This window comes from Halobacillus sp. ACCC02827 (assembly GCF_030291935.1).
Lineage (GTDB): Bacteria > Bacillota > Bacilli > Bacillales > Halobacillaceae > Halobacillus.
The window spans coordinates 961,079-979,220 of sequence record NZ_CP128168.1; the positions used below are offsets into that span (position 1 = coordinate 961,079).

General features: G+C 45.7%; 16 protein-coding genes. 12 read left to right on the top strand and 4 right to left on the bottom strand.

Going from position 1 to position 18,142, the window contains the following annotated elements; all coding sequences use genetic code 11:
* Nucleotides 1–56: 56 nt before the first annotated feature.
* The 7 genes from QRD89_RS04970 to QRD89_RS05000 all read left to right on the top strand — a co-directional run bounded on the left by QRD89_RS04970 (nucleotide 57) and on the right by QRD89_RS05000 (nucleotide 8,916).
* The gene (locus QRD89_RS04970) at nucleotides 57–536 is read left to right on the top strand and encodes a PH domain-containing protein (RefSeq protein WP_008634584.1); all 480 of its coding nucleotides are present in this window, start codon (nucleotides 57–59) and stop codon (nucleotides 534–536) included.
* Nucleotides 526–1,986, top strand: coding sequence for a PH domain-containing protein (locus QRD89_RS04975; protein ID WP_026578307.1), 1,461 nt, complete (start codon nucleotides 526–528; stop codon nucleotides 1,984–1,986). Before QRD89_RS04970 ends, QRD89_RS04975 begins: the two co-directional genes overlap by 11 nt.
* Before the next feature lie 139 nt (nucleotides 1,987–2,125).
* The gene (locus tag QRD89_RS04980) at nucleotides 2,126–3,418 is read left to right on the top strand and encodes an NCS2 family permease (RefSeq protein WP_286096428.1); all 1,293 of its coding nucleotides are present in this window, start codon (nucleotides 2,126–2,128) and stop codon (nucleotides 3,416–3,418) included.
* A 107-nt stretch (nucleotides 3,419–3,525) separates the two neighbouring features.
* Nucleotides 3,526–5,100: a spore germination protein gene (locus QRD89_RS04985; protein ID WP_286096429.1), complete on the top strand. Its 1,575-nt coding sequence runs from the start codon at nucleotides 3,526–3,528 to the stop codon at nucleotides 5,098–5,100.
* Nucleotides 5,039–6,190 carry a GerAB/ArcD/ProY family transporter gene (locus QRD89_RS04990; RefSeq protein ID WP_286096430.1) on the top strand — a complete coding sequence of 384 codons (1,152 nt, stop codon included), beginning with the start codon at nucleotides 5,039–5,041 and terminating at the stop codon, nucleotides 6,188–6,190. Before QRD89_RS04985 ends, QRD89_RS04990 begins: the two co-directional genes overlap by 62 nt.
* 4 nt (nucleotides 6,191–6,194) lie before the next feature.
* A complete protein-coding gene (locus QRD89_RS04995; RefSeq protein WP_286096431.1) occupies nucleotides 6,195–7,313 on the top strand; it encodes a Ger(x)C family spore germination protein in 1,119 nt (372 codons plus the stop codon).
* Nucleotides 7,314–7,728: 415 nt separating this feature from the next.
* Nucleotides 7,729–8,916: a NupC/NupG family nucleoside CNT transporter gene (locus QRD89_RS05000; protein ID WP_062512784.1), complete on the top strand. Its 1,188-nt coding sequence runs from the start codon at nucleotides 7,729–7,731 to the stop codon at nucleotides 8,914–8,916.
* A 52-nt stretch (nucleotides 8,917–8,968) separates the two neighbouring features.
* On the opposite strand, the gene QRD89_RS05005 is transcribed toward QRD89_RS05000, so the two are convergent.
* Nucleotides 8,969–10,330, bottom strand: a complete 1,362-nt coding sequence (locus QRD89_RS05005) for an MATE family efflux transporter (protein ID WP_026578311.1) — start codon at nucleotides 10,328–10,330, stop codon at nucleotides 8,969–8,971.
* A gap of 111 nt (nucleotides 10,331–10,441) precedes the next feature.
* On the opposite strand from QRD89_RS05005, the gene murG reads away from it, so the two are divergent.
* The 5 genes from murG (at nucleotide 10,442) to QRD89_RS05030 (ending at nucleotide 14,349) form a co-directional block, all read left to right on the top strand.
* On the top strand, nucleotides 10,442–11,518 hold the full coding sequence (gene murG, locus QRD89_RS05010; protein ID WP_286096432.1) for an undecaprenyldiphospho-muramoylpentapeptide beta-N-acetylglucosaminyltransferase: 1,077 nt from the start codon (nucleotides 10,442–10,444) through the stop codon (nucleotides 11,516–11,518).
* A 218-nt stretch (nucleotides 11,519–11,736) separates the two neighbouring features.
* Nucleotides 11,737–13,146 (top strand): methyl-accepting chemotaxis protein, encoded by a 1,410-nt coding sequence (locus tag QRD89_RS05015; RefSeq protein WP_286096433.1) that lies wholly within the window; start codon nucleotides 11,737–11,739, stop codon nucleotides 13,144–13,146.
* Complete coding sequence (locus QRD89_RS05020) at nucleotides 13,121–13,423, top strand: STAS domain-containing protein (RefSeq protein ID WP_008634600.1); 303 nt, start codon at nucleotides 13,121–13,123, stop codon at nucleotides 13,421–13,423. The genes QRD89_RS05015 and QRD89_RS05020 overlap by 26 nt, the downstream gene beginning before the upstream one ends.
* Before the next feature lie 145 nt (nucleotides 13,424–13,568).
* Nucleotides 13,569–13,991 (top strand): ATP-binding protein, encoded by a 423-nt coding sequence (locus QRD89_RS05025; RefSeq protein ID WP_062512789.1) that lies wholly within the window; start codon nucleotides 13,569–13,571, stop codon nucleotides 13,989–13,991.
* A gap of 7 nt (nucleotides 13,992–13,998) precedes the next feature.
* Complete coding sequence (locus QRD89_RS05030) at nucleotides 13,999–14,349, top strand: hypothetical protein (protein WP_286096434.1); 351 nt, start codon at nucleotides 13,999–14,001, stop codon at nucleotides 14,347–14,349.
* A 41-nt stretch (nucleotides 14,350–14,390) separates the two neighbouring features.
* Here the strand turns inward: QRD89_RS05030 and QRD89_RS05035 are convergent, their stop codons facing one another.
* From QRD89_RS05035 to QRD89_RS05045, 3 genes are read right to left on the bottom strand one after another with little or no spacing between them, the layout of a single operon-like run.
* On the bottom strand, nucleotides 14,391–15,524 hold the full coding sequence (locus tag QRD89_RS05035; RefSeq protein WP_286096435.1) for a Ger(x)C family spore germination protein: 1,134 nt from the start codon (nucleotides 15,522–15,524) through the stop codon (nucleotides 14,391–14,393).
* On the bottom strand, nucleotides 15,502–16,626 hold the full coding sequence (locus tag QRD89_RS05040) for a GerAB/ArcD/ProY family transporter (RefSeq protein WP_286096436.1): 1,125 nt from the start codon (nucleotides 16,624–16,626) through the stop codon (nucleotides 15,502–15,504). The genes QRD89_RS05035 and QRD89_RS05040 overlap by 23 nt, the downstream gene beginning before the upstream one ends.
* The gene (locus QRD89_RS05045; RefSeq protein WP_286096437.1) at nucleotides 16,623–18,101 is read right to left on the bottom strand and encodes a spore germination protein; all 1,479 of its coding nucleotides are present in this window, start codon (nucleotides 18,099–18,101) and stop codon (nucleotides 16,623–16,625) included. The genes QRD89_RS05040 and QRD89_RS05045 overlap by 4 nt, the downstream gene beginning before the upstream one ends.
* Between the last annotated feature and the right edge of the window lie 41 nt (nucleotides 18,102–18,142).

The following is an 18,142-nucleotide window of genomic DNA, read 5'->3' on the forward strand; positions in this document are numbered from 1 at the left end:
GGGAAAAAACCGGACGAAATGTCCGGTTTTTTTAAACCGTTTGAGGAGGTGGAGAGATGGAGCAGCAACTGCGGCGGGTCATATCTGAAAAAGCTTTGTTTATCTGGAGAATTCATGGAGGAATTCAGGCTTTTCTTCTTTTCCTGATCTGCATTGCACTTTCGACTGCTGTTTATCTTTGGCAATGGCCGGTCTGGCTCGTCTTCACGGGTGCAGGAACATTGCTCCTGCACGTAGTGCTTATGATCTGGCTGATTCCTGTTTGGCGTTGGCGGCGCTGGAAATACCATGTCAGCGAAAAGGATATTGATATCCAACATGGTATTTTTATTGTGACTCGAACGCTTATACCTATGGTACGTGTGCAGCATGTCGATACAGAACAGGGGCCGTTATTGAGGAAGTTCGGGGTTTCCACCATTCGGATTTCGACAGCCGCCACCGTTCATAAAATTCCGGCGCTTGATCAAAAGGAAGCGGAAAGGCTGAGGTTGTCCATTTCTGCGCTGGCAAGGGTGGCCGAAGATGATGTTTAAAAAGAGACGCCTTCATCCTTTATCCGCTCTCCTTCATGTCGGGGGCCTGTTGAAAAATGCGTTTTTTCCTTTAATCGTTATTCTTTTCTTGAATGGCGGAAATATTGTTAAGGGTAATATGGGATGGATGCCTCTGCTTATCGGGGGCGGCATTTTTGGGCTCGTGTTTGTTTCCGGGCTTATAAGGTGGTGGCGCTTCACGTATCGAGTGGAAGAAGGGGAGCTTAGAATCGAATACGGGTTAATTTTCCGGAAGAAACGGTACATACCTTTGGAGCGGATTCAAAGTCTCGATCATTCCGAGGGAATCGTTCATCGACCTTTCGGCTTAGTAAAGCTGTCCATAGAGACAGCGGCTTCCAGCGTTGGGAATGCGGAAGCGGAATTAACTGCCATTCGATTGTCCGAAGCGCTTGAACTGGAAGCGTTATTGGTACAAGCGCATAAGGAAGAATCGGAGTCGCTTCTAATCCAAGGTCACGAGGAGAAGAGGAACTATCTGTTCCGAATGGACACGAAGGACATTATGCTGATGGCTGTAACCTCCGGGGGAGCGGGTGTGGTACTTTCCGGCGTTGCCGTATTTTTGTCCCAAGCGACAGACATACTTCCTATGGGCTGGATGTATGATCAGCTCATCCAGTGGATCCGCTTCGGATTCTTTCTTGCAGCCCTTCTTGTTTTCGGTGTCTTCGTGTTTGCATATGGCTTTTCCATTCTCCTTGCATTCATCCGTTATGCCGGCTTTTCCGTTTCTTTGGAGGGGGAGGATGTCATCATAACGAGAGGGCTTCTCGAGAAGAAACAGATTACTGTTCCAATCAATCGAATACAGGGGATCCGGGTGGACGAGAATATGCTCAGACAGCCCATCGGCTATGTCAGTGTGACACTGATTAGTGCAGGCGGGACAGTTGATAAAGGATCAGAACATAAGTGGAATCTGTTTCCTTTGATTAAGAAGAAAGATATGCCCGCGGTATTGAAAAGTGTGCTGCCGGAGTATCAATGGAACGATGTGTACAATAAGGCGCCGAAACGGGGGAGAAGAAGGTACCTGATTACTTATACCTTGTTCCCGCTGATCGGCTCCGCTGCTGTGAGTATTTTCTTCTTTCCATACGGTCTGTTATCTATGATTTCCTTTCCTCTGTTTCTCGTACTGGGCGACCTGGCTTTCCGTGATGCCGGGTGGCGGATCGATAATCAGCAGCTGACTCTGCGCAGCCGGTCATGGAGCAGGCATACGTTTCTGATGAAGAAACACCGGATACAGTCTGCCCGTATAACACAAACCATTTTTCAAAAGAATGCAGATCTCGGCAGTGTAAGGTGTACACTCCCTTCTGGACAAGGGCCGGCAGTAGCGCGTTGCTTCCATTTGGATAAGGACACGGCAGAAGAGATCCTGACATGGTACAAACCTGGATATCATAACGAAAACCGGTAGAAGGAGGAAGGCTCTGCCGGTTTTTTTACTGCTTGTAAGCTAAACACGAACATTAACAATTTTAATGTTGATTTTTGTTCGTGAAAAGTATATGATAGGGAACGTTGTCATCATAAAAGAAAGTCAGGTGTTCATGACTATGAAACGTTTTTTTAAATTAGATCAAAACCAGACCAACGTCAAAACGGAAATTCTTGCGGGAATTACGACGTTCTTGACGATGGCCTATATTATAGTAGTCAACCCCGTCATCCTGTCGGGTGCGGATGTGCCGTTCCAGCAAGTGTTCATGGCTACGATTCTTGCTGCTGTGATCGGAACGCTGATCATGTCCTTTGCTGCCAATTATCCAATCGCCATAGCTCCCGGAATGGGATTGAACGCATACTTCGTGACGGAAGTGGTGCAGCAGGATGTCAGCTACTCCGTTATGTTCGGTGCGGTATTCGTTTCCGGTATTCTTTTCGTTATCTTGAGTATGACGAGTCTGCGCAAGACATTGATTAAGGCGATTCCTCCTTCTTTGAAATATGGAATTACATCAGGAATCGGCTTATTTATCGCGTTTCTCGGGCTGCGCATGAGCGGGATCATCGAGCCGAGCGAATCCACGTTAGTGACTCTTGGTGACCTGACGGCGCCGGGACAGCTGCTTACCGTCTTCGGACTGATTGTCACGTTGATCCTCATCGCACGAAATGTGACAGGAGGTCTGTTCATCGGAATGTTCCTGACAGGTCTTGTCGGCTTTTTCACTGGTCAGCTTGAAATCAACGGATTTGTGGATACGCCGCCTGCTCCGGTTTTTTGGGATATGGATATTGGGGCCGTATTCAGCAACGGTTTATACACCGTCGTATTCGCTTTTCTGCTCGTTACAATCTTCGATACGACAGGTACGATGGTCGGAGTGGCCGAGCAGGCAGGATTCATTAAACCGGACGGCAGCCTGCCGCGTGCCCGTGCCGCATTGATGGCAGATGCTTCTGCAACTACGGTGGGTGCCATGTTCGGGACGAGTCCGTCTTCTGCTTATGTAGAGTCTTCTTCTGGAGTCGCAGCAGGTGGTCGTACAGGGCTGACGACGCTTGTCGTGGCTGCTCTGTTCCTATTGTCGATGTTCTTCTCTCCGATCGTCGGAGCTGTATCCGGGCTTCCGGCAATTACGGCGCCGGTCTTGATCATCGTCGGGTGCTTCATGATGGAAGGACTTGCCAAGGTCAATTGGGGTTCATTCGATGATGCTTTCCCGGCTTTCATCATTATATTGTCCATGCCTCTTACATCCAGCATTGCGACAGGAATTTCCTTCGGTTTCATCACGTATCCGATCCTGAAGCTTGTAGTCGGAAAAGGAAAAGAAGTACACTGGATTCTTTATATGTTCGCCATTATTTTCATCCTTCAACTGGCCTTCTTCCCGGGTCATTGATTCTAAAGCAACCACTTCTGTGGTTGCTTTTTTTTTATACCTGCTATTTTCCCGTAGGACAGTATAGTTTTACCATGGCGGTGGCAATCTAAGTGCAGGTGATGCATATGGGATTTTTAAAACGATTATTTTTCGGAGATCATACGAAAATTTCAGATAGGAAAATTGCTGATCAAGCCGATGAGCCGGTCCAGCTCAGTACAATGAAGCTCGCTGAAAATGTGGAGTACATTTTGAATGCCTTCCACGAAACGAATGACCTGAAAATACGGGTGATGCATAAGGGAAATGCGGCTTTAATGTACTTCGAATCCATGAGTGAGCAGGAAAAGATTCATGAGAAGATCTTCGAGCCGGTTCAACTTGGTAATGTCGACAGCATAGCAGAAATTCCGGATTGTAAACATACCAATAACCTTGAAGAAGCGATCGTTACGCTGCTTAGGGGACATGCCATTTATTTGGAAGATGGCAGCCGCCGTATTTCGATGTTTAACGTAACCTCATCCTTCAATAGAAGTCCTGAAGAGCCGGCCAATGAGAAAGTAGTACGCGGATCGCACGATGGCTTCGTCGAGAACATGATGATCAATATTAACCTTGTCAGGAAGAGGATCGAGCATAGGGATTTGACGGTTAAATACTACAAGCTCGGAAAGAAAACCAACACCAATGTCGGTCTTTTATATATGGATGGGATCACGGATCCCACGATTGTAGAAGAAATCGAAAAACGGATGAAAACCATCCACACAGACATGGTGCACAGTCCGGGGTATGTGGAGGAATTCATTGAAGACCAGACCGTTTCTCCATTCCCGCAAATGCTTAATACCGAACGTCCTGATCGGGTAGTGGCCAATTTGATGGAAGGGAGGGTCGTCATCATGGCTGAGGGAAGTCCTACGGCCTTGATTGCACCTTCTACCTTCTTCATGTTTTATCAATCGCCGGATGACTACAACATGCGGTGGTTTACGGGCACATTTATTCGCTTGATCCGTTTATTCAGTTTTGTCATAGCTGTGACGCTGCCTGCTTTTTATATCGCTGTCGTCAGTTTTCATTTTGAAGTGATTCCGGATGAGCTCATCATCCCCGTCAAGTCATCGATCAATGAAATAGCCTATCCGCCGATTATGGAAGCATTGGTGATGGTCATCATCATCGAGCTGATACGGGAAGCGGGGATCAGGCTGCCGCAGCCGATCGGACAGACGATCGGCATCGTCGGCGGTCTCGTCATTGGAGACGCGGTCGTCCGGGCCGGCCTTGTTTCCAATCTGATGGTCATCGTCGTTGCGTTGACGGCCATCGCATCCTTCGTCGTCCCGTCAAATGAACTCAGTACGACGCTGCGCCTGTTGACGTTTCCGTTGATCCTGCTTGCAGGAACACTCGGATTTATCGGCATCGTCTTCGGAATGCTGTTCATCCTCGTCCATCTGACGAGACTTCACTCCTTCGGCGTACCTTACTTTGCGCCGCTGGCCCCTTTAAGTATCGTAGACCTCAAAGATACGTTCGTACGCGTACCTTTGCCGATGATGAAACGAAGACCGAAAGACGCTCACTCGATTGATCCTGTCGCCTTTAAATCGTCTAGGGAGTGGAAGCAAATTGAGCACGAAAAAGAAGAGCAAGCAAGAGCAAACGATACCTCAGAGTCAGGCGAATCCTAAACCGGAGCAGAAACTGTCGCAGCGACAGTTCTTTTTCATGATCATTCAAACCCAAATCGGGGTCGGTGTGCTGTCTGTTCCCCATGAGCTTCATAATGCGGCCAAACAGGACGGGTGGATTTCCTTGATTATTGCCGCGATTCTTATACAAATCGTGGTATTTGTCATCTGGCTGACAGCAAGAAACCATCCGGAGGACAACTTGTTTCAAATCAACGAACTTATCTTCTCCAAATGGATCGGTAAAGGGCTCAGCTTTCTCTATGTACTCTATTTCCTTGCTGTCGGAACGTTGATCATTCTCTTGTATGGGCGGATGATCAGTGTGTGGGTCCTTCCCAACACCCCGCTATGGGTGCTGTCATTGTTGATGATCCTTATTTGCGGCTATTTGGTAGCGGGTGGGCTGCTTGTTGTTGCCAGACTTTATACGATGCTGTCCTTCCTGCTTATCATTTTGATTGCGCTTGTTATTTATTCCATGAAAGAAATGAATCTCATGTATATTCTCCCCGTTTTTGAAGAAGGTGTCGGAAGGGTTCTCAAAGGGGTGGATAAAGCCGTCCTTTCCTTTTTTGGATTTATCGTTTCCCTTGTTATATTTCCGAAGGTGGAAGGAACACCGAAGCAGCGACTGAAGACGATGGTGAAGGCGCACTGGTTTGTCACCGGGTTTTACCTGTTTACCGTTTTCGCAAGCTTTACTTTCTTCAGCTCAATGGAATTGACGACCATTCCGGAACCGCTCTTATATATGTTGAAATCTTTTGAACTGCCAATCATCGCAAGGATTGACCTATTCTTCATATCCATTTGGATCATCAGTGTAGCTACATCCTTTGCCACCTATATTTATATGGGAAGCCTTGGACTGAAGCATACGTTCATGAAGAAAGGAAATGTCCGGCATATTGTATCGATCAGTATCGTCATTTTTGTCATTACGATGTATATGGGGTTTGACATCACTAAAGTAGAAACCTTTAATAAGTGGGTGGTCTATGCCGGATATTTCTTCTCTCTTATGCTTCCATTTATTATGCTCCCATTCAGTTATCTTGCGAAAAAACGGAAGAAAGGAAAGGGCTGAATCCATGAAACGATGTATCATAGCACTCGCGTGTCTGCTGCTGCTGACGGGCTGTTGGGATGAACGTCAGTTTAAAAATATGAAGCTGGTCCTTTCCATGGGTTTGGATAAAGGGGAAGAGCAGGAAATCCGCCAGACCGTTTCCATTCCTACTGTAGAGAGAGGGTTGGAAGGGCCAGGAGCAGAAAAGGTGCAAATCATTTCCACTGATGCTCATACACCTAGGGATGGTCGGGATAAAATCGACCAGATGATTTCGGAATCGTTCGATCCCTCCAAGCTGCGGGTGATTGTGCTCGGAGAAGAACTGGCGAAGGAAAATATGTATCCCGCTTTAGACGAGCTTTATCGTAATCCGAACAGTAATTTGAATGCCGCTTTAATCATAGCTGATGGTACGACCGCGGAAGAAATTCTGAATGTGAAGAATGAAAATGAAATGAGGATCAGCAATTATTTAAGCGGGATTATTGAAGCAGGGGTTGCCGCCACCCATACGACCGGTGAAAATCTACAGATGCTGAACGCTGAAATTCTGGAACCGGGCGTCGACTTCTCAGTGCCGACGATGTCCGTGGATGAAAACAGGCAGCTGTTGATCATTACCGGAATGGGACTCTTTCATGGAAAGCGTTACACAGGGAAGAAAATCGACTCTTCTTTGACGGTTCTTTACATGCTTCTCGAAGGAAAAATGGGAAATGTGGCCAGGCTTACAGAAAAAATAACCGACGGGGAAGATGATGACCTGCTTAATTATGTCACCGTTCACGTCTTGAAGAATGACCGGAAGATGAAAATAGATGTAGTGGACGGAGAGGTGAAGGTCAAGGTGAATTTGAATTTATCGGTAAAGATCGTGGAATACCCTTCTGATCACCTTTATATCAAAGGAAAAATCGGAAAGGTTGAGAAAGAGCTTGAAAAAGTGTTGACTGAGAAGTCGAAAGGCATTTTTTCCACCATTCAAGAGGCTAACAGCGACGTCCTGGGTATTGGAAGACGGTTAAGAGCTTATCACAACAAAGAGTGGAAGAAGCTGAATTGGGAAGAAGAGTATCCTAAGATATCCATCGAACCCCATATCAAGGTGAAGGTTGTCCAACACGGGATCATCAATTAGAAATATGCAAAAAGTGAAACCTTTGTTCAAGCTCGCTCGTCTGTATAGAGAAGCACAAAGGAAGAAATGGACCGGGAGGGGCTCTCATCCAGTGCCAAATGACGGACCCCTGCCATTCATTCATACATCACTATACCTCCCCTAAGGTATAGCCCCCGTCGACTGACCATCGGCGGGGGTATTTTATTTTGTAGAAAATGGGAGGACTTTATTCCTTTATTATACAAATGTAAGAATGACATCTGCGAATTTAGACATATTAAGATGTGACTAGACACTTGTCAGCGTTTCCATATTTTTTTCTTGCGAATAAGCCTTGCATGACGTCTGACAACCTGATAAAATCCATAATAGAATTACTTTGTGTAAGCATTTTCATAAGGGTCAAAACAACAACATCAGGGGAGGATTTATTGTGGATATTCTTTTAGGTATTCTTGCTGTTGCGGTCATTCTCGGGATCGCTTTTTTAATGTCCAATGATCGTAAGAACATTAATTATAAGGGCATCGTGATTATGATCGCCGTTCAGTTGATCATCACGTGGTTTATGTTTAATACGGAAATCGGGAGAATCATCATTGACGGGATCTCTACCGGCTTCAACAAGCTGATCGGTTACGGATCCGAAGGGGTCGCTTTCGTCCTCGGCGGTTTTGAAATCGGAGAGGGCGGCGTGTTTTTCTTCAATGTCCTGTTGATCATCATATTCTTCGCTACTATTTTGTCTGTGCTGACATATTTGAAGATTTTGCCATTCATCATTAAGTATCTCGGTTGGGGTCTTTCCAAAATTACAGGTCTTCCGAAAGTAGAATCATTTAACGCTGTCAACAGTATCTTCTTCGGCCAATCGGAAGCGTTGATTGCCATCAAGTCTCAGTTCCATAATTTGAATGATAACCGGCTGTACATTGTCAGTGCATCAGCGATGGGATCTGTTTCCGCATCCATCGTCGGAGCATATCTCGGGATGCTTCCTCCACAATATATCCTTGTGGCACTGCCGCTTAACATGTTCAGTGCATTGATCGTCTCCTCGATGATTGCACCGGTCAAGGTTCCTAAAGAAGAGGACAAGGTAGACGTGAAAGACGTATCAAATGCCAAGAGCTTCTTCGAAGCGATGGGTAACGGTGCCCTTGATGGTGGTAAGATTGCCTTGATTGTTGCAGCTATGCTGATCGCCTTCATCGCTTCCCTGGAGCTTGTGAACGCGGTATTTGGAGCTGTCTTCAATGGATTTACCCTTCAGGAACTGCTTGGATACATCATTTCGCCGCTGGGTATCCTTATGGGTATACCGATGAGTGAAGTAGTCGATGCAGGAGCGATCATGGGGACGAAGATCGTGACGAACGAATTTGTCGCTATGCTTCAATTCCAAGGTATGCTTGACGCTGTGTCTGAGAAGACGATTGGTATCGTCACTGTGTTCTTGACAAGCTTTGCCAACTTCTCCTCTATCGGTATCATTGCAGGTACGGTACAGGGAATTGATGCAGAGAAGGGTGCGCGCGTTTCCGGTTTCGGTATGAAACTGTTGATCGGTGCCACACTTGCTTCTATGTTGTCTGCGACGATTGCCGGATTGTTCATTTAATAGAAAAAAGCCGACTGAGGATCATATCCTGAGCCGGCTTTTTTTGTCTTTCTTATGTAGAAAGAGCGGTTTTTCTTTCTCTGCGCTGTATATGCAGCATGCGCAGAAGCAGGGTAACAGCACCGGCTGTCAACCCAAGGGTCAGGCTGATCCAATATCCGTAGGGACCGAAGCTTGTGTAGTTCGCCAGTAGATAACCGCTCGGGAGACCAATGCCCCAGTAAGAGATGAATGCCATGATGAGCGTTATGTTCACGTCTTTGTACCCGCGCAGGATACCTTGAAGAGGTGCACCGAAACCATCGGATAACTGAAAGAAAATAGCAAAGAAGATGAAATTCTTGGTCAGTTCGATCACTTTCTCATCAGAGCTGTATAGACGAGCCACCGTATCATCAAAAGTGAACAAGATGACACCAGCGACGATACTCATCATAACGGCAAACGTAATACCCAGATAGGAATACGCGCGTGCCGCCTGGTGCCGCCCTCCTCCTATTTCAAATCCCACCGCAATCGTCAAGGTAAAGGCGATGCTCAATGGAATCATGTAAAGGAAGGAAGCAAAGTTGATCGCTGCCTGGTGCGCCGCAATTGTGTTCGTATCATAGGCCGTCATAAACAGGGTGACAGCTGCGAAAATGCTCGTTTCAAAAAAGATGGAAAAACCGATGGGAATGCCGATTTTCAGTTGAGCAGCCCATTCTTTCATAACCGGGAGGACAGGATTTCTGAATATCCCGTACTTTTTTATAGACGGCAGCTTATGTATAAGCATAACGATTACACCGAGAGAGACCCAGTATGTTATGGCACTTGCTACTCCTGCCCCGACACCGCCGAGCTCCGGAGCACCGAACTTACCGAAAATGAAGAGGTAATTGAAGAAGACATTTGTCGGAAGCGTCAACAGAATGACCAGCATGGATATCTTCGTCATTCCGAGCGCGTCTACAAAGGAACGCAATAAGTTAAAAATGAATAAAGGAATGATGCCGGCACTGAGAGCAATCAAATAATATTTAGCGACACGATTCACTTCTGGCTCGATATCCATGAGAGAAAGAACAGGATCGAGCAGGAAGAATCCGACACAGGCAACCGTGACGGCAAGGGCGATGGCAAGGTAAATCCCTTGCTTGACAGAATGGGTGATTTCCCCTGATTTTCCAGCGCCTTTCAACTGGGCAACGATGGGGGACACAGCCATCAGAATTCCGTTCAAACCAGTGAAGACAGGCACCCATATGCTTGACCCGATCGCAACTCCGGCCAGTTGGTCAGGACCTGCTTTCCCTGCCATGATCGTGTCGAAGAAGTTCATGGCATACAAACCGATTTGAGTGATCAGGATGGGTACCAGAATCGTGAAGAACAATTTCATTTTTTCTTTTAAAGTCTTTGTTTCATACATAGGACCCCTTCTTTTCTGTTACAATTCTTTTAGAGGAAACATGAGGATTATAGCATATCGGGGCTGAACAGCCTACCTTTTGAGTACCTCAGAAAGGACGTTGAACGAAATATGAACCGTAATAAAAGGATTTTATTTACCGGTGGTGGAACAGCAGGGCACGTGATTGTGAACCTGGCCCTCATTCCGGAATTCCAAAAACAAGGATATGATGTAGACTATATTGGATCTTATGAAGGAATTGAGCGTCAGCTGATCGAGCCGTTGGAGGGCGTAACGTATCATGGAATATCCACCGGTAAACTGCGCAGGTATATGTCGAAGGAAAATTTTAAGGATCCGTTTAAAGTATTGAAAGGATTGATGCAGTCCCTCCGGATTCTTTCGAAGCGGAAGCCGGATGTCATCTTTTCCAAAGGTGGATTCGTTTCTGTTCCCGTTGTCATGGCGGGAAAAATTAAAAATGTCCCGACGGTTATTCACGAATCGGACTATACTCCAGGACTTGCCAACAAGCTGTCGTTCCCGTTTGCGAAGAAAATCCTTGCGACTTTTCCGGAAACGATGCAGCATCTGCCGGAAGGGAAAGGCGAGTTCATTGGAGCCGTCGTGCGTGAAGAATTGTTCACCGGTGACCGTTTGAAGGGGTTATCGATGTGTGGATTCCATAAACAGAAGCCGGTCGTTATGGTCATGGGAGGCAGTATGGGATCGAAGCGGATCAATGATGCCATCCGTGAAAACTTAGACGACTTGCTGAAGGACGTACAAATCATCCATATCTGTGGAAAAGGAAACGAAGATTCCACTATCCATAGACAGGGATATGCCCAGTTCGAGTATGTGCAAGATGAATTGAAGCACCTATTCGCCGCTTCGGATTATGTCGTTTCCCGCGCAGGTTCCAATGCCATCTTCGAGTTTCTGGCTTTAAAGAAACCGATGCTCCTCATTCCGTTATCCAGAGCAGCGAGCAGAGGGGACCAAATTTTAAATGCCGACTCCTTCGTAAAACAGGGCTATGCGTTAAAACTGGAAGAGGAAGAATTGACGAGCGAGCGTTTTCTTGCAGAACTGCAGAAATTGATGAAGGAAGAACGAGCGATCCGCTCAGCTATGGAGAGTTATCAAAGTGAGGAAGCAAAAGAAAAAGTGATGACAAGAATTAAGGAACAACAGAGAAGATAAATTATAGAGGGATACCTCTTATCCAGAACCAAACTATATCCATGAATCATAAGTTATCGTTTAATCATAACCGATAACCCTTTGCACCAAAAGGTGTGAAGGGTTATTTTTTTAATTTTATGAATTTTTAGATAAAAGTGGTTTGTCTGCAGGAAGATAGGGTATTTGTTTATTATTATAATGGAAATGAGTCATAAGTCTTAGGAGGAGTTGATCATATGAATGAGAAAAGTAGTTCGGCATTCACCCAATGGAGTATAGCGAAGAAGCTTATGCTGGTTGTCGTTGCAGCAACCGTCTTCAGTCTGCTTATGGGGACGCCGATTTCGTATGTCCAGCGTTTTCTGCTGCAGTCAGAGCTTGCAGAAGCTCTCGGTCCAACGGCCGTCGCATTTATTCAAACCTATTTTACTATTCTCATCAACCTGTTTATTATGGTGGCTTTTGTGTATTACGGCATACGGAAGGTTATCTCGAAGCCGATGAAGGAACTGGAGGCCCATATGAAATCCATGAACGGGTCGACCATCGATTTATCAAAGGATATGGATATAAGGACGAAGGATGAGTTTGGCAGGCTGGCTGCGACCTTTAATCGATTAAACGCTACGCTTCGTAATGTCGTGCAGACGTTTAAAGAGTCCAGTGAATCGGTAGCAGCGACATCAGAAGAGAATGCAGCATCCGCAGATGAAGTAGAGGAACAGTCCAAGCGGGTGATGGTACAGGGGGATATGCTGCAAAAACTAGCGGAAAAGGGGGAGGTGACAGTAAGAGAGGTATCGCGTAGTCTTTTGGAGCTTTCCTCCCTGATCCAAATTGCAAAACAAAGGGCAGAGTTGGCAAGAGAATCGTCAGAAGCTACTGTGGAAGCTGCGGAGGAGGGGAAGAGCGCCGTACAAACTGTCCTTGAGACGATGCATGGGATCAAGAATCAAAATGCCAGAACGAAAGTAGAGATTGAGAACCTTCATCATTTCTCCAGCAAGATTAACCGAATGGTAGATACGATTTCAAACATTGCTGAGCAGACGAATCTGCTTGCATTGAATGCGGCGATTGAAGCGGCAAGGGCTGGAGACTCCGGTAGAGGATTTGCTGTTGTTGCCGATGAAGTGAGGAAGCTTGCGGAAGAGTCCACGAAGGAAGCTGCAGAAATCGCTGATGTTGTTAAACAGGTGACCGATACGACCGCCGATGCATCGAAAGAAATGGAGCGAAGCGTAGCGCTCATTGAAGACGGAGTGAAATTTGCTGGACAAGCGGACGACTCCCTCCGGCAGATCGAAGAATCCTTCAAGCAGTCGGAAGCAGAGTTGAAAGAGATTAAAATAGTGACAGGAGAAAAAGTGGCAACGAGTGCCGATATTCTCTCCTTAATCAAAAGCCTTGGTCATTTTCTCGACGAAACTGCCATCTCCTCCAGGGAAATGGACCTTCGTACGAAGGAAATTAATACTTCCATCGCCAATATCGTCGGAACATCCGACCATATGAGCCGGATGGCAACAGAATTGACGGATGAATTGAGAGTTTTTGAAACGTCCAAACACACGGAAGCAACTGTTTCACCATTATTTGAAACAGAAAGGGGACGTCTAAATGAACGGAACAATCAAGCCTCTTAATCGAGGAGCTGCCATCCGTTTCCCTGTTAAGGACGATATTCGAGATATCGTTGACTTTCGCAGTGCTATGCTGGATAGGATAGAAAAAGGAGAAACCTATCTTACGGTAGATATGTCAGATACGCTGGTGGTGGACAGTGCCGGCCTTGGTATTCTGGTAACGGGGTATAAACGTTTGCAGGAGAAGGGTGGGCACTTGATCATCAGAGGTGTCCGTAATTCTGTGAAGGAGACATTTGTGCAGGCACGATTGTCAGATATATTCACTTTCCAATGATTCACTCCTGTTGCTGAGTCTTCCGATATTTGTAAAATAACCGTTAATCCCCCTTTTGAAATCCCGGGGATAAGGGAATAGATGAATGAACCAATCATTCAGGTCTAATTTACAATCATCGACTCAGCGGAGGAGAGGTTGAATTATGAAGACATCAATAGAAGCGAAAATAAGACATCCGAGAGAGTTGAAGTCCGTCCGGCGAAGGTATTATCCCTATCTAGCGAAGTTCTACGGACACGACCAACTTCTGGTGGATGCTTCCATCAGCGAAGCGGTTTGGAATGCGTGGACATACGGCCATGATAAACAGAGCCATTATCCTATTTATTTAAACCTGCGCTTTTTGAATACGCGATTGATTGTTCGTATATCGGATCATGGAGGCGGATTTGATTGGAGATCTTATCACCTGGCCGGTGATGTAAAGCAGTGGTTTCCGACGCTTGACGATTTGGAACAGAGCGGACGAGGTATAATGTTAATGCTTAGAGTTATGGATGTTTTGCGGTATAATGATAGTGGCAATGAATGTTTGCTGATGAAAAAATATCTATTTCAGGAGTAGATCTTTCGTGAAAACAAACATGTGTCGCTACTGCTATAAAGAAATCAGGGATAGGGATGATCTGGTAACGGCGTCAAACTGGTTTCGCATCCGCCCTTATCATTACCGCTGTTTTGAAAAAATGGAGCAGGATACAAAAACTATCGCAGGAACGTGGACACCAATCAATGGTCGAGTCGGGCTGATTACCGTTCTTTTAATGGCTGTTCTTTCTGGACTTATGTTGTTAACGGACTTACTTGGTGGGATTGGAGACCTGCTTGGTGTATTGGCATTGTACCCGATCCTGCTGCGTGTTTTATCCTATTTCGTCTTTGAGATGCCTCTGCCTAAACTGGCGGATGATAAACGAAAATAGCGTGAAGTATGAAGACCGCTGCCATATGGCAGCGGTCTTTATTATTCGGATATCCCGTATCGGACCAAACGGAAGTTAACCTTGAATTCAACGTTTAAATCTTGAATTTGATCTTTCCAGTTTTCTTTCTTCACACGGTTCGTTCGGTTTTTGGAATTATATTCTGCTCCAAAGCCTACAGGATCGACTTGCAGTTCTTTAAAAATCTCCATCGTTTCTTTTAAGCGTTTTGTTATTGCCTGTTCCAATTCTTTTTCGATTGCTTCGATCGCTTTTTTCTCTTTTAAATCGATGTCTTTTGTGATTTCAAGGAGACGTGCTTTCATATCGAGCTCCATCGTATAGCGGGTGGGATCGCCCTTTGTCACTTTTACTTTTTTATCGGTGTCCAATTCATGAAGGGACAACAAAAGTTTCCCGCTTGTCGTAGAAATCGTTCCCGTTTCCTTTAAGTGATCATTCAGTGAATCGGACGGCAGCTCTATTTGAAATTCCCCGAATTCGAATTCGTTCTTCATCAACATCAAATAAAAGACATCTTTTTCATTTAATATAGAAACAAAGCGGTCGTCCTGGAACAAAGCGACCCCCTGAATAATGGCTTTGTTTTGATTCATGGATAAAACAGGAAGCACCGGGTCGATGCCATCATCGTAGTATTCCCTCATGAAAAACGTCATTAAAGCATTAGGGATGGTTTCGTCTTTTATGCTTTTTTCAATTAAGCGTTGGATATACGTTCCTGTATTAGGTTTATCCTCAGAATTGTTGGATTGGAGCAGTTGGCTTGTCGGGACCGTACTGACGGCCAAATATCCCATATCGGATATTTTCGCGTCCCGTTGCAACGTATCCATATACTTCATCATGCCGTTGGCTGCCAGCTTATCTTGGAACAATTCTAAACGGACCTGCCCCGAAACGAGTTTATGACTTGTCATGTGATCGGTTGCCGCGCGCAAACCCTTTGATGTTTCCGCTTCTGCAGAAACTACTTGAGAAGTGCCGGTAGCCGTCGGATCGAATTCATACATAACCATCGTTCCTCGGAGCCGCTGGTCATCAAGTAAGTCGTATCCCACGGCCGTAATAATACCTAGCTGTTCAATATAGCTTTTAGGAATGCATCCGCATAACAGAAGAAGGGCGAGGCTAATTAGGGTCCATTTTTTCATTAGAATTCCCCTTCCTGAATACTTTCTTTAGAAGTAGTACCGCGTAGAGCAGCCAAGGATAAACAAATACGACCCAAAATCCAACCTCTCCGGTAATGGAGGTAAGGAAGTTGATGCCAATACGTTCTTCAATAAGGACGGAAAAGAAGAACAGCATCAGAGCGGTTATATAGAGGCTCGGCTTCTTGGGGAAGCTGAACAGCCGCTTCAAAGAGTGGATGATGATCCATCCAAACAGAACGATATTTGGAATGATTACCATCATCCAAAGGGCTACAGCGAGAAAATCGAAACGCTCAATAATGGAGAAGCTGATGATCTTGAACAGCGACAACGTCGCCCATACCGTCTCCTTCAATTCATCCGGACTGAAGTAGCCGATGGAAACGACCGTCACCAGCAGAATGAGGATCGTCGTAAAGAATACACCGGCATGAGCTGCCGCTGCAATTTTTTTCTTGTTTTGGATGTATGGGTAGATGAAAAACAAGATTTCCAGCCCTAATACAGAATAAGCAACTTGTTTCGCACCAGCGAGAATCTCCATTGGGGAGCTCATGAAAATAGGGGTGAGGTGCTTCCAATCCATAAACGTCACTGGTTTATAGACGGGAAGCACCAGCCAGATGGTTAAGAAAAAGAAGAGAAAGCTGGTACCTACGACAACTCGGAATCCTCCCAGAATGCTGTAAACCATCAGAATCAGCATGAAAGCACTCATCAGCCATATAGGGATTTGCGGGAAAATAAATACTTGAACCACTTCAATGTAATTCTTCATGACTGTCAACAGTAACAAAAATATATACAGGATATAGAGGACGCCGAGGCCTTTGCCGATCCAGCGTCCAAACAGATCCATTTGGACACCGATCAAGTCTGTGTTCTCATAATTCCGAAGAATGGTCAGCATCAGGAGGACAAGCACATGCATATAAGCACCGGTAACCAGTACCGAAACCCAGGCATCCACTCCTGCCTCCAAAAATAAGATTCTTGGAACACCCATTAACCCTGCACCGATTTGACAGGTATGGATGATGAAAAAGACGTAGAAGGCATGGACAGCTTTATCTGGATTTAATCGAATATGAATATTCATGGAGACTTCACATCTTTATGCTCTTCGGCTTTACTGCTGTTGTATCTCGTTGGATCCTGCGGCATGGTACTTACCGGGCGCCGGCTGTTCTTCTGGAAAGGTACCCGGAATAAGGAATCATTAAAGTCTCTCCACTGAAAGGGATAGATTGGAGCAAGGTAAGGGCGGCCGAGAGACTTTTGTTTTAAGAGATGGATGATAAGGAAGGATAAGGCGAATACGATTCCAACGAGACCCCACATTCCAGCCAATATGATCATGGGGAACCGTATGATCCTTACAGCCGTCCCCATTAAATAGCTTGGTGCGGTGAAAGAAGCAAGGGCACTTAATGCAATGATAATAATAAGGATATTACTGGTGAACCCTGCCTGGACGGCAGCCTGGCCAAGGACAATACCGCCCACAATACCCATGGTTTGTCCGACCTTCGTCGGCAGTCGAGCTCCCGCCTCTCTTAACAATTCAATGAGAATTTCGAGTAGTAGTGCTTCCAGTACGGGCGGGAATGGAACCGTAGCTCTCGATTGTCCTAACGATACGAGCAGAGTACTCGGAATGATCTCATAATGATAAGTGAGGGCCGCAACGTACATTGGTGTCAAGATGATGGATATGGCCATGGCAATAAAACGCAGCATCCGAATGAACGATCCCATGTTCCACCTCATATACAGATCCTCGGTCGATTCGAAGAAGCTGAACAAAGACATAGGCCCGACCAGCATCGTCGGGCTTTTATCCACCATCACCCCGACTCTTCCTTTTACGATCGAATTACAGAAACGGTCCGGTAATTCGGTAAATATTAATTGAGGAAAGACGCTGGTGGAGGAGTCCTCAATCAGCTGCCCCAGTACGCTGGAATCTTCAATCTGATCTACTTGCAGGTTTTTAATTCTTTCCCGGAAGGTAGCTACATTCTCCTTATCTGCCATCGACTTTAAGTAGACAATGCGGACTTCGGAAGGAATTCTTTCTCCAACGATCAGCTTTTCCATAACGAGATCGTCCGTGTCCAGCCGCCAACGTACGACATTCAAATTGGTGTTCAATGATTCTGTAAAAGAGACTTGAGGTCCGAACACGAGAGACTCGGTTTCAGCACGGTTCAATCCTCGATCGTCCAGTTTTGGTAACGCAAAAATTACGGCTTCCTTTTCCCCTTCGATATAAACGGATATACTTCCGTGCAGCACTTTTTGGGTAATTTGATCTACAGAACTTACGCATTCCGATGCAGCGATCGGTATCTTATTCATCAAGGTATCATTTGTCCAGCGTTTAGGAGAGGAGGTAAGGGCATTTAAGATTTCGCGTTCCAGTCTTTCTCTGTCGACAAGGTAAGAAACGAACTGGACGACGATCGCCTGTCCTTTTATGTGGAAGACCTTCTGAATAAGGTCCGTACTATTATGGAATTTCTTCTTCATAGTTTCCTTATATTCTTCTATGCTTAACAAAAGTTTCTCCAATTCTTACTCACCCGCCTCTTCCTCTTAGTTGGAATTAGTAT

Coding starts and splice junctions, on each gene's coding strand:
- QRD89_RS04970 (WP_008634584.1), top strand. CDS start 57: ATGGAGCAGCAACTGCGGCGGGTCATATCTGAAAAAGCTTTGTTTATC.
- QRD89_RS04975 (WP_026578307.1), top strand. CDS start 526: ATGATGTTTAAAAAGAGACGCCTTCATCCTTTATCCGCTCTCCTTCAT.
- QRD89_RS04980 (WP_286096428.1), top strand. CDS start 2,126: ATGAAACGTTTTTTTAAATTAGATCAAAACCAGACCAACGTCAAAACG.
- QRD89_RS04985 (WP_286096429.1), top strand. CDS start 3,526: ATGGGATTTTTAAAACGATTATTTTTCGGAGATCATACGAAAATTTCA.
- QRD89_RS04995 (WP_286096431.1), top strand. CDS start 6,195: ATGAAACGATGTATCATAGCACTCGCGTGTCTGCTGCTGCTGACGGGC.
- QRD89_RS05005 (WP_026578311.1), bottom strand. CDS start 10,330: ATGTATGAAACAAAGACTTTAAAAGAAAAAATGAAATTGTTCTTCACG.
- murG (WP_286096432.1), top strand. CDS start 10,442: ATGAACCGTAATAAAAGGATTTTATTTACCGGTGGTGGAACAGCAGGG.
- QRD89_RS05015 (WP_286096433.1), top strand. CDS start 11,737: ATGAATGAGAAAAGTAGTTCGGCATTCACCCAATGGAGTATAGCGAAG.
- QRD89_RS05020 (WP_008634600.1), top strand. CDS start 13,121: ATGAACGGAACAATCAAGCCTCTTAATCGAGGAGCTGCCATCCGTTTC.
- QRD89_RS05025 (WP_062512789.1), top strand. CDS start 13,569: ATGAAGACATCAATAGAAGCGAAAATAAGACATCCGAGAGAGTTGAAG.
- QRD89_RS05035 (WP_286096435.1), bottom strand. CDS start 15,524: ATGAAAAAATGGACCCTAATTAGCCTCGCCCTTCTTCTGTTATGCGGA.
- QRD89_RS05040 (WP_286096436.1), bottom strand. CDS start 16,626: ATGAATATTCATATTCGATTAAATCCAGATAAAGCTGTCCATGCCTTC.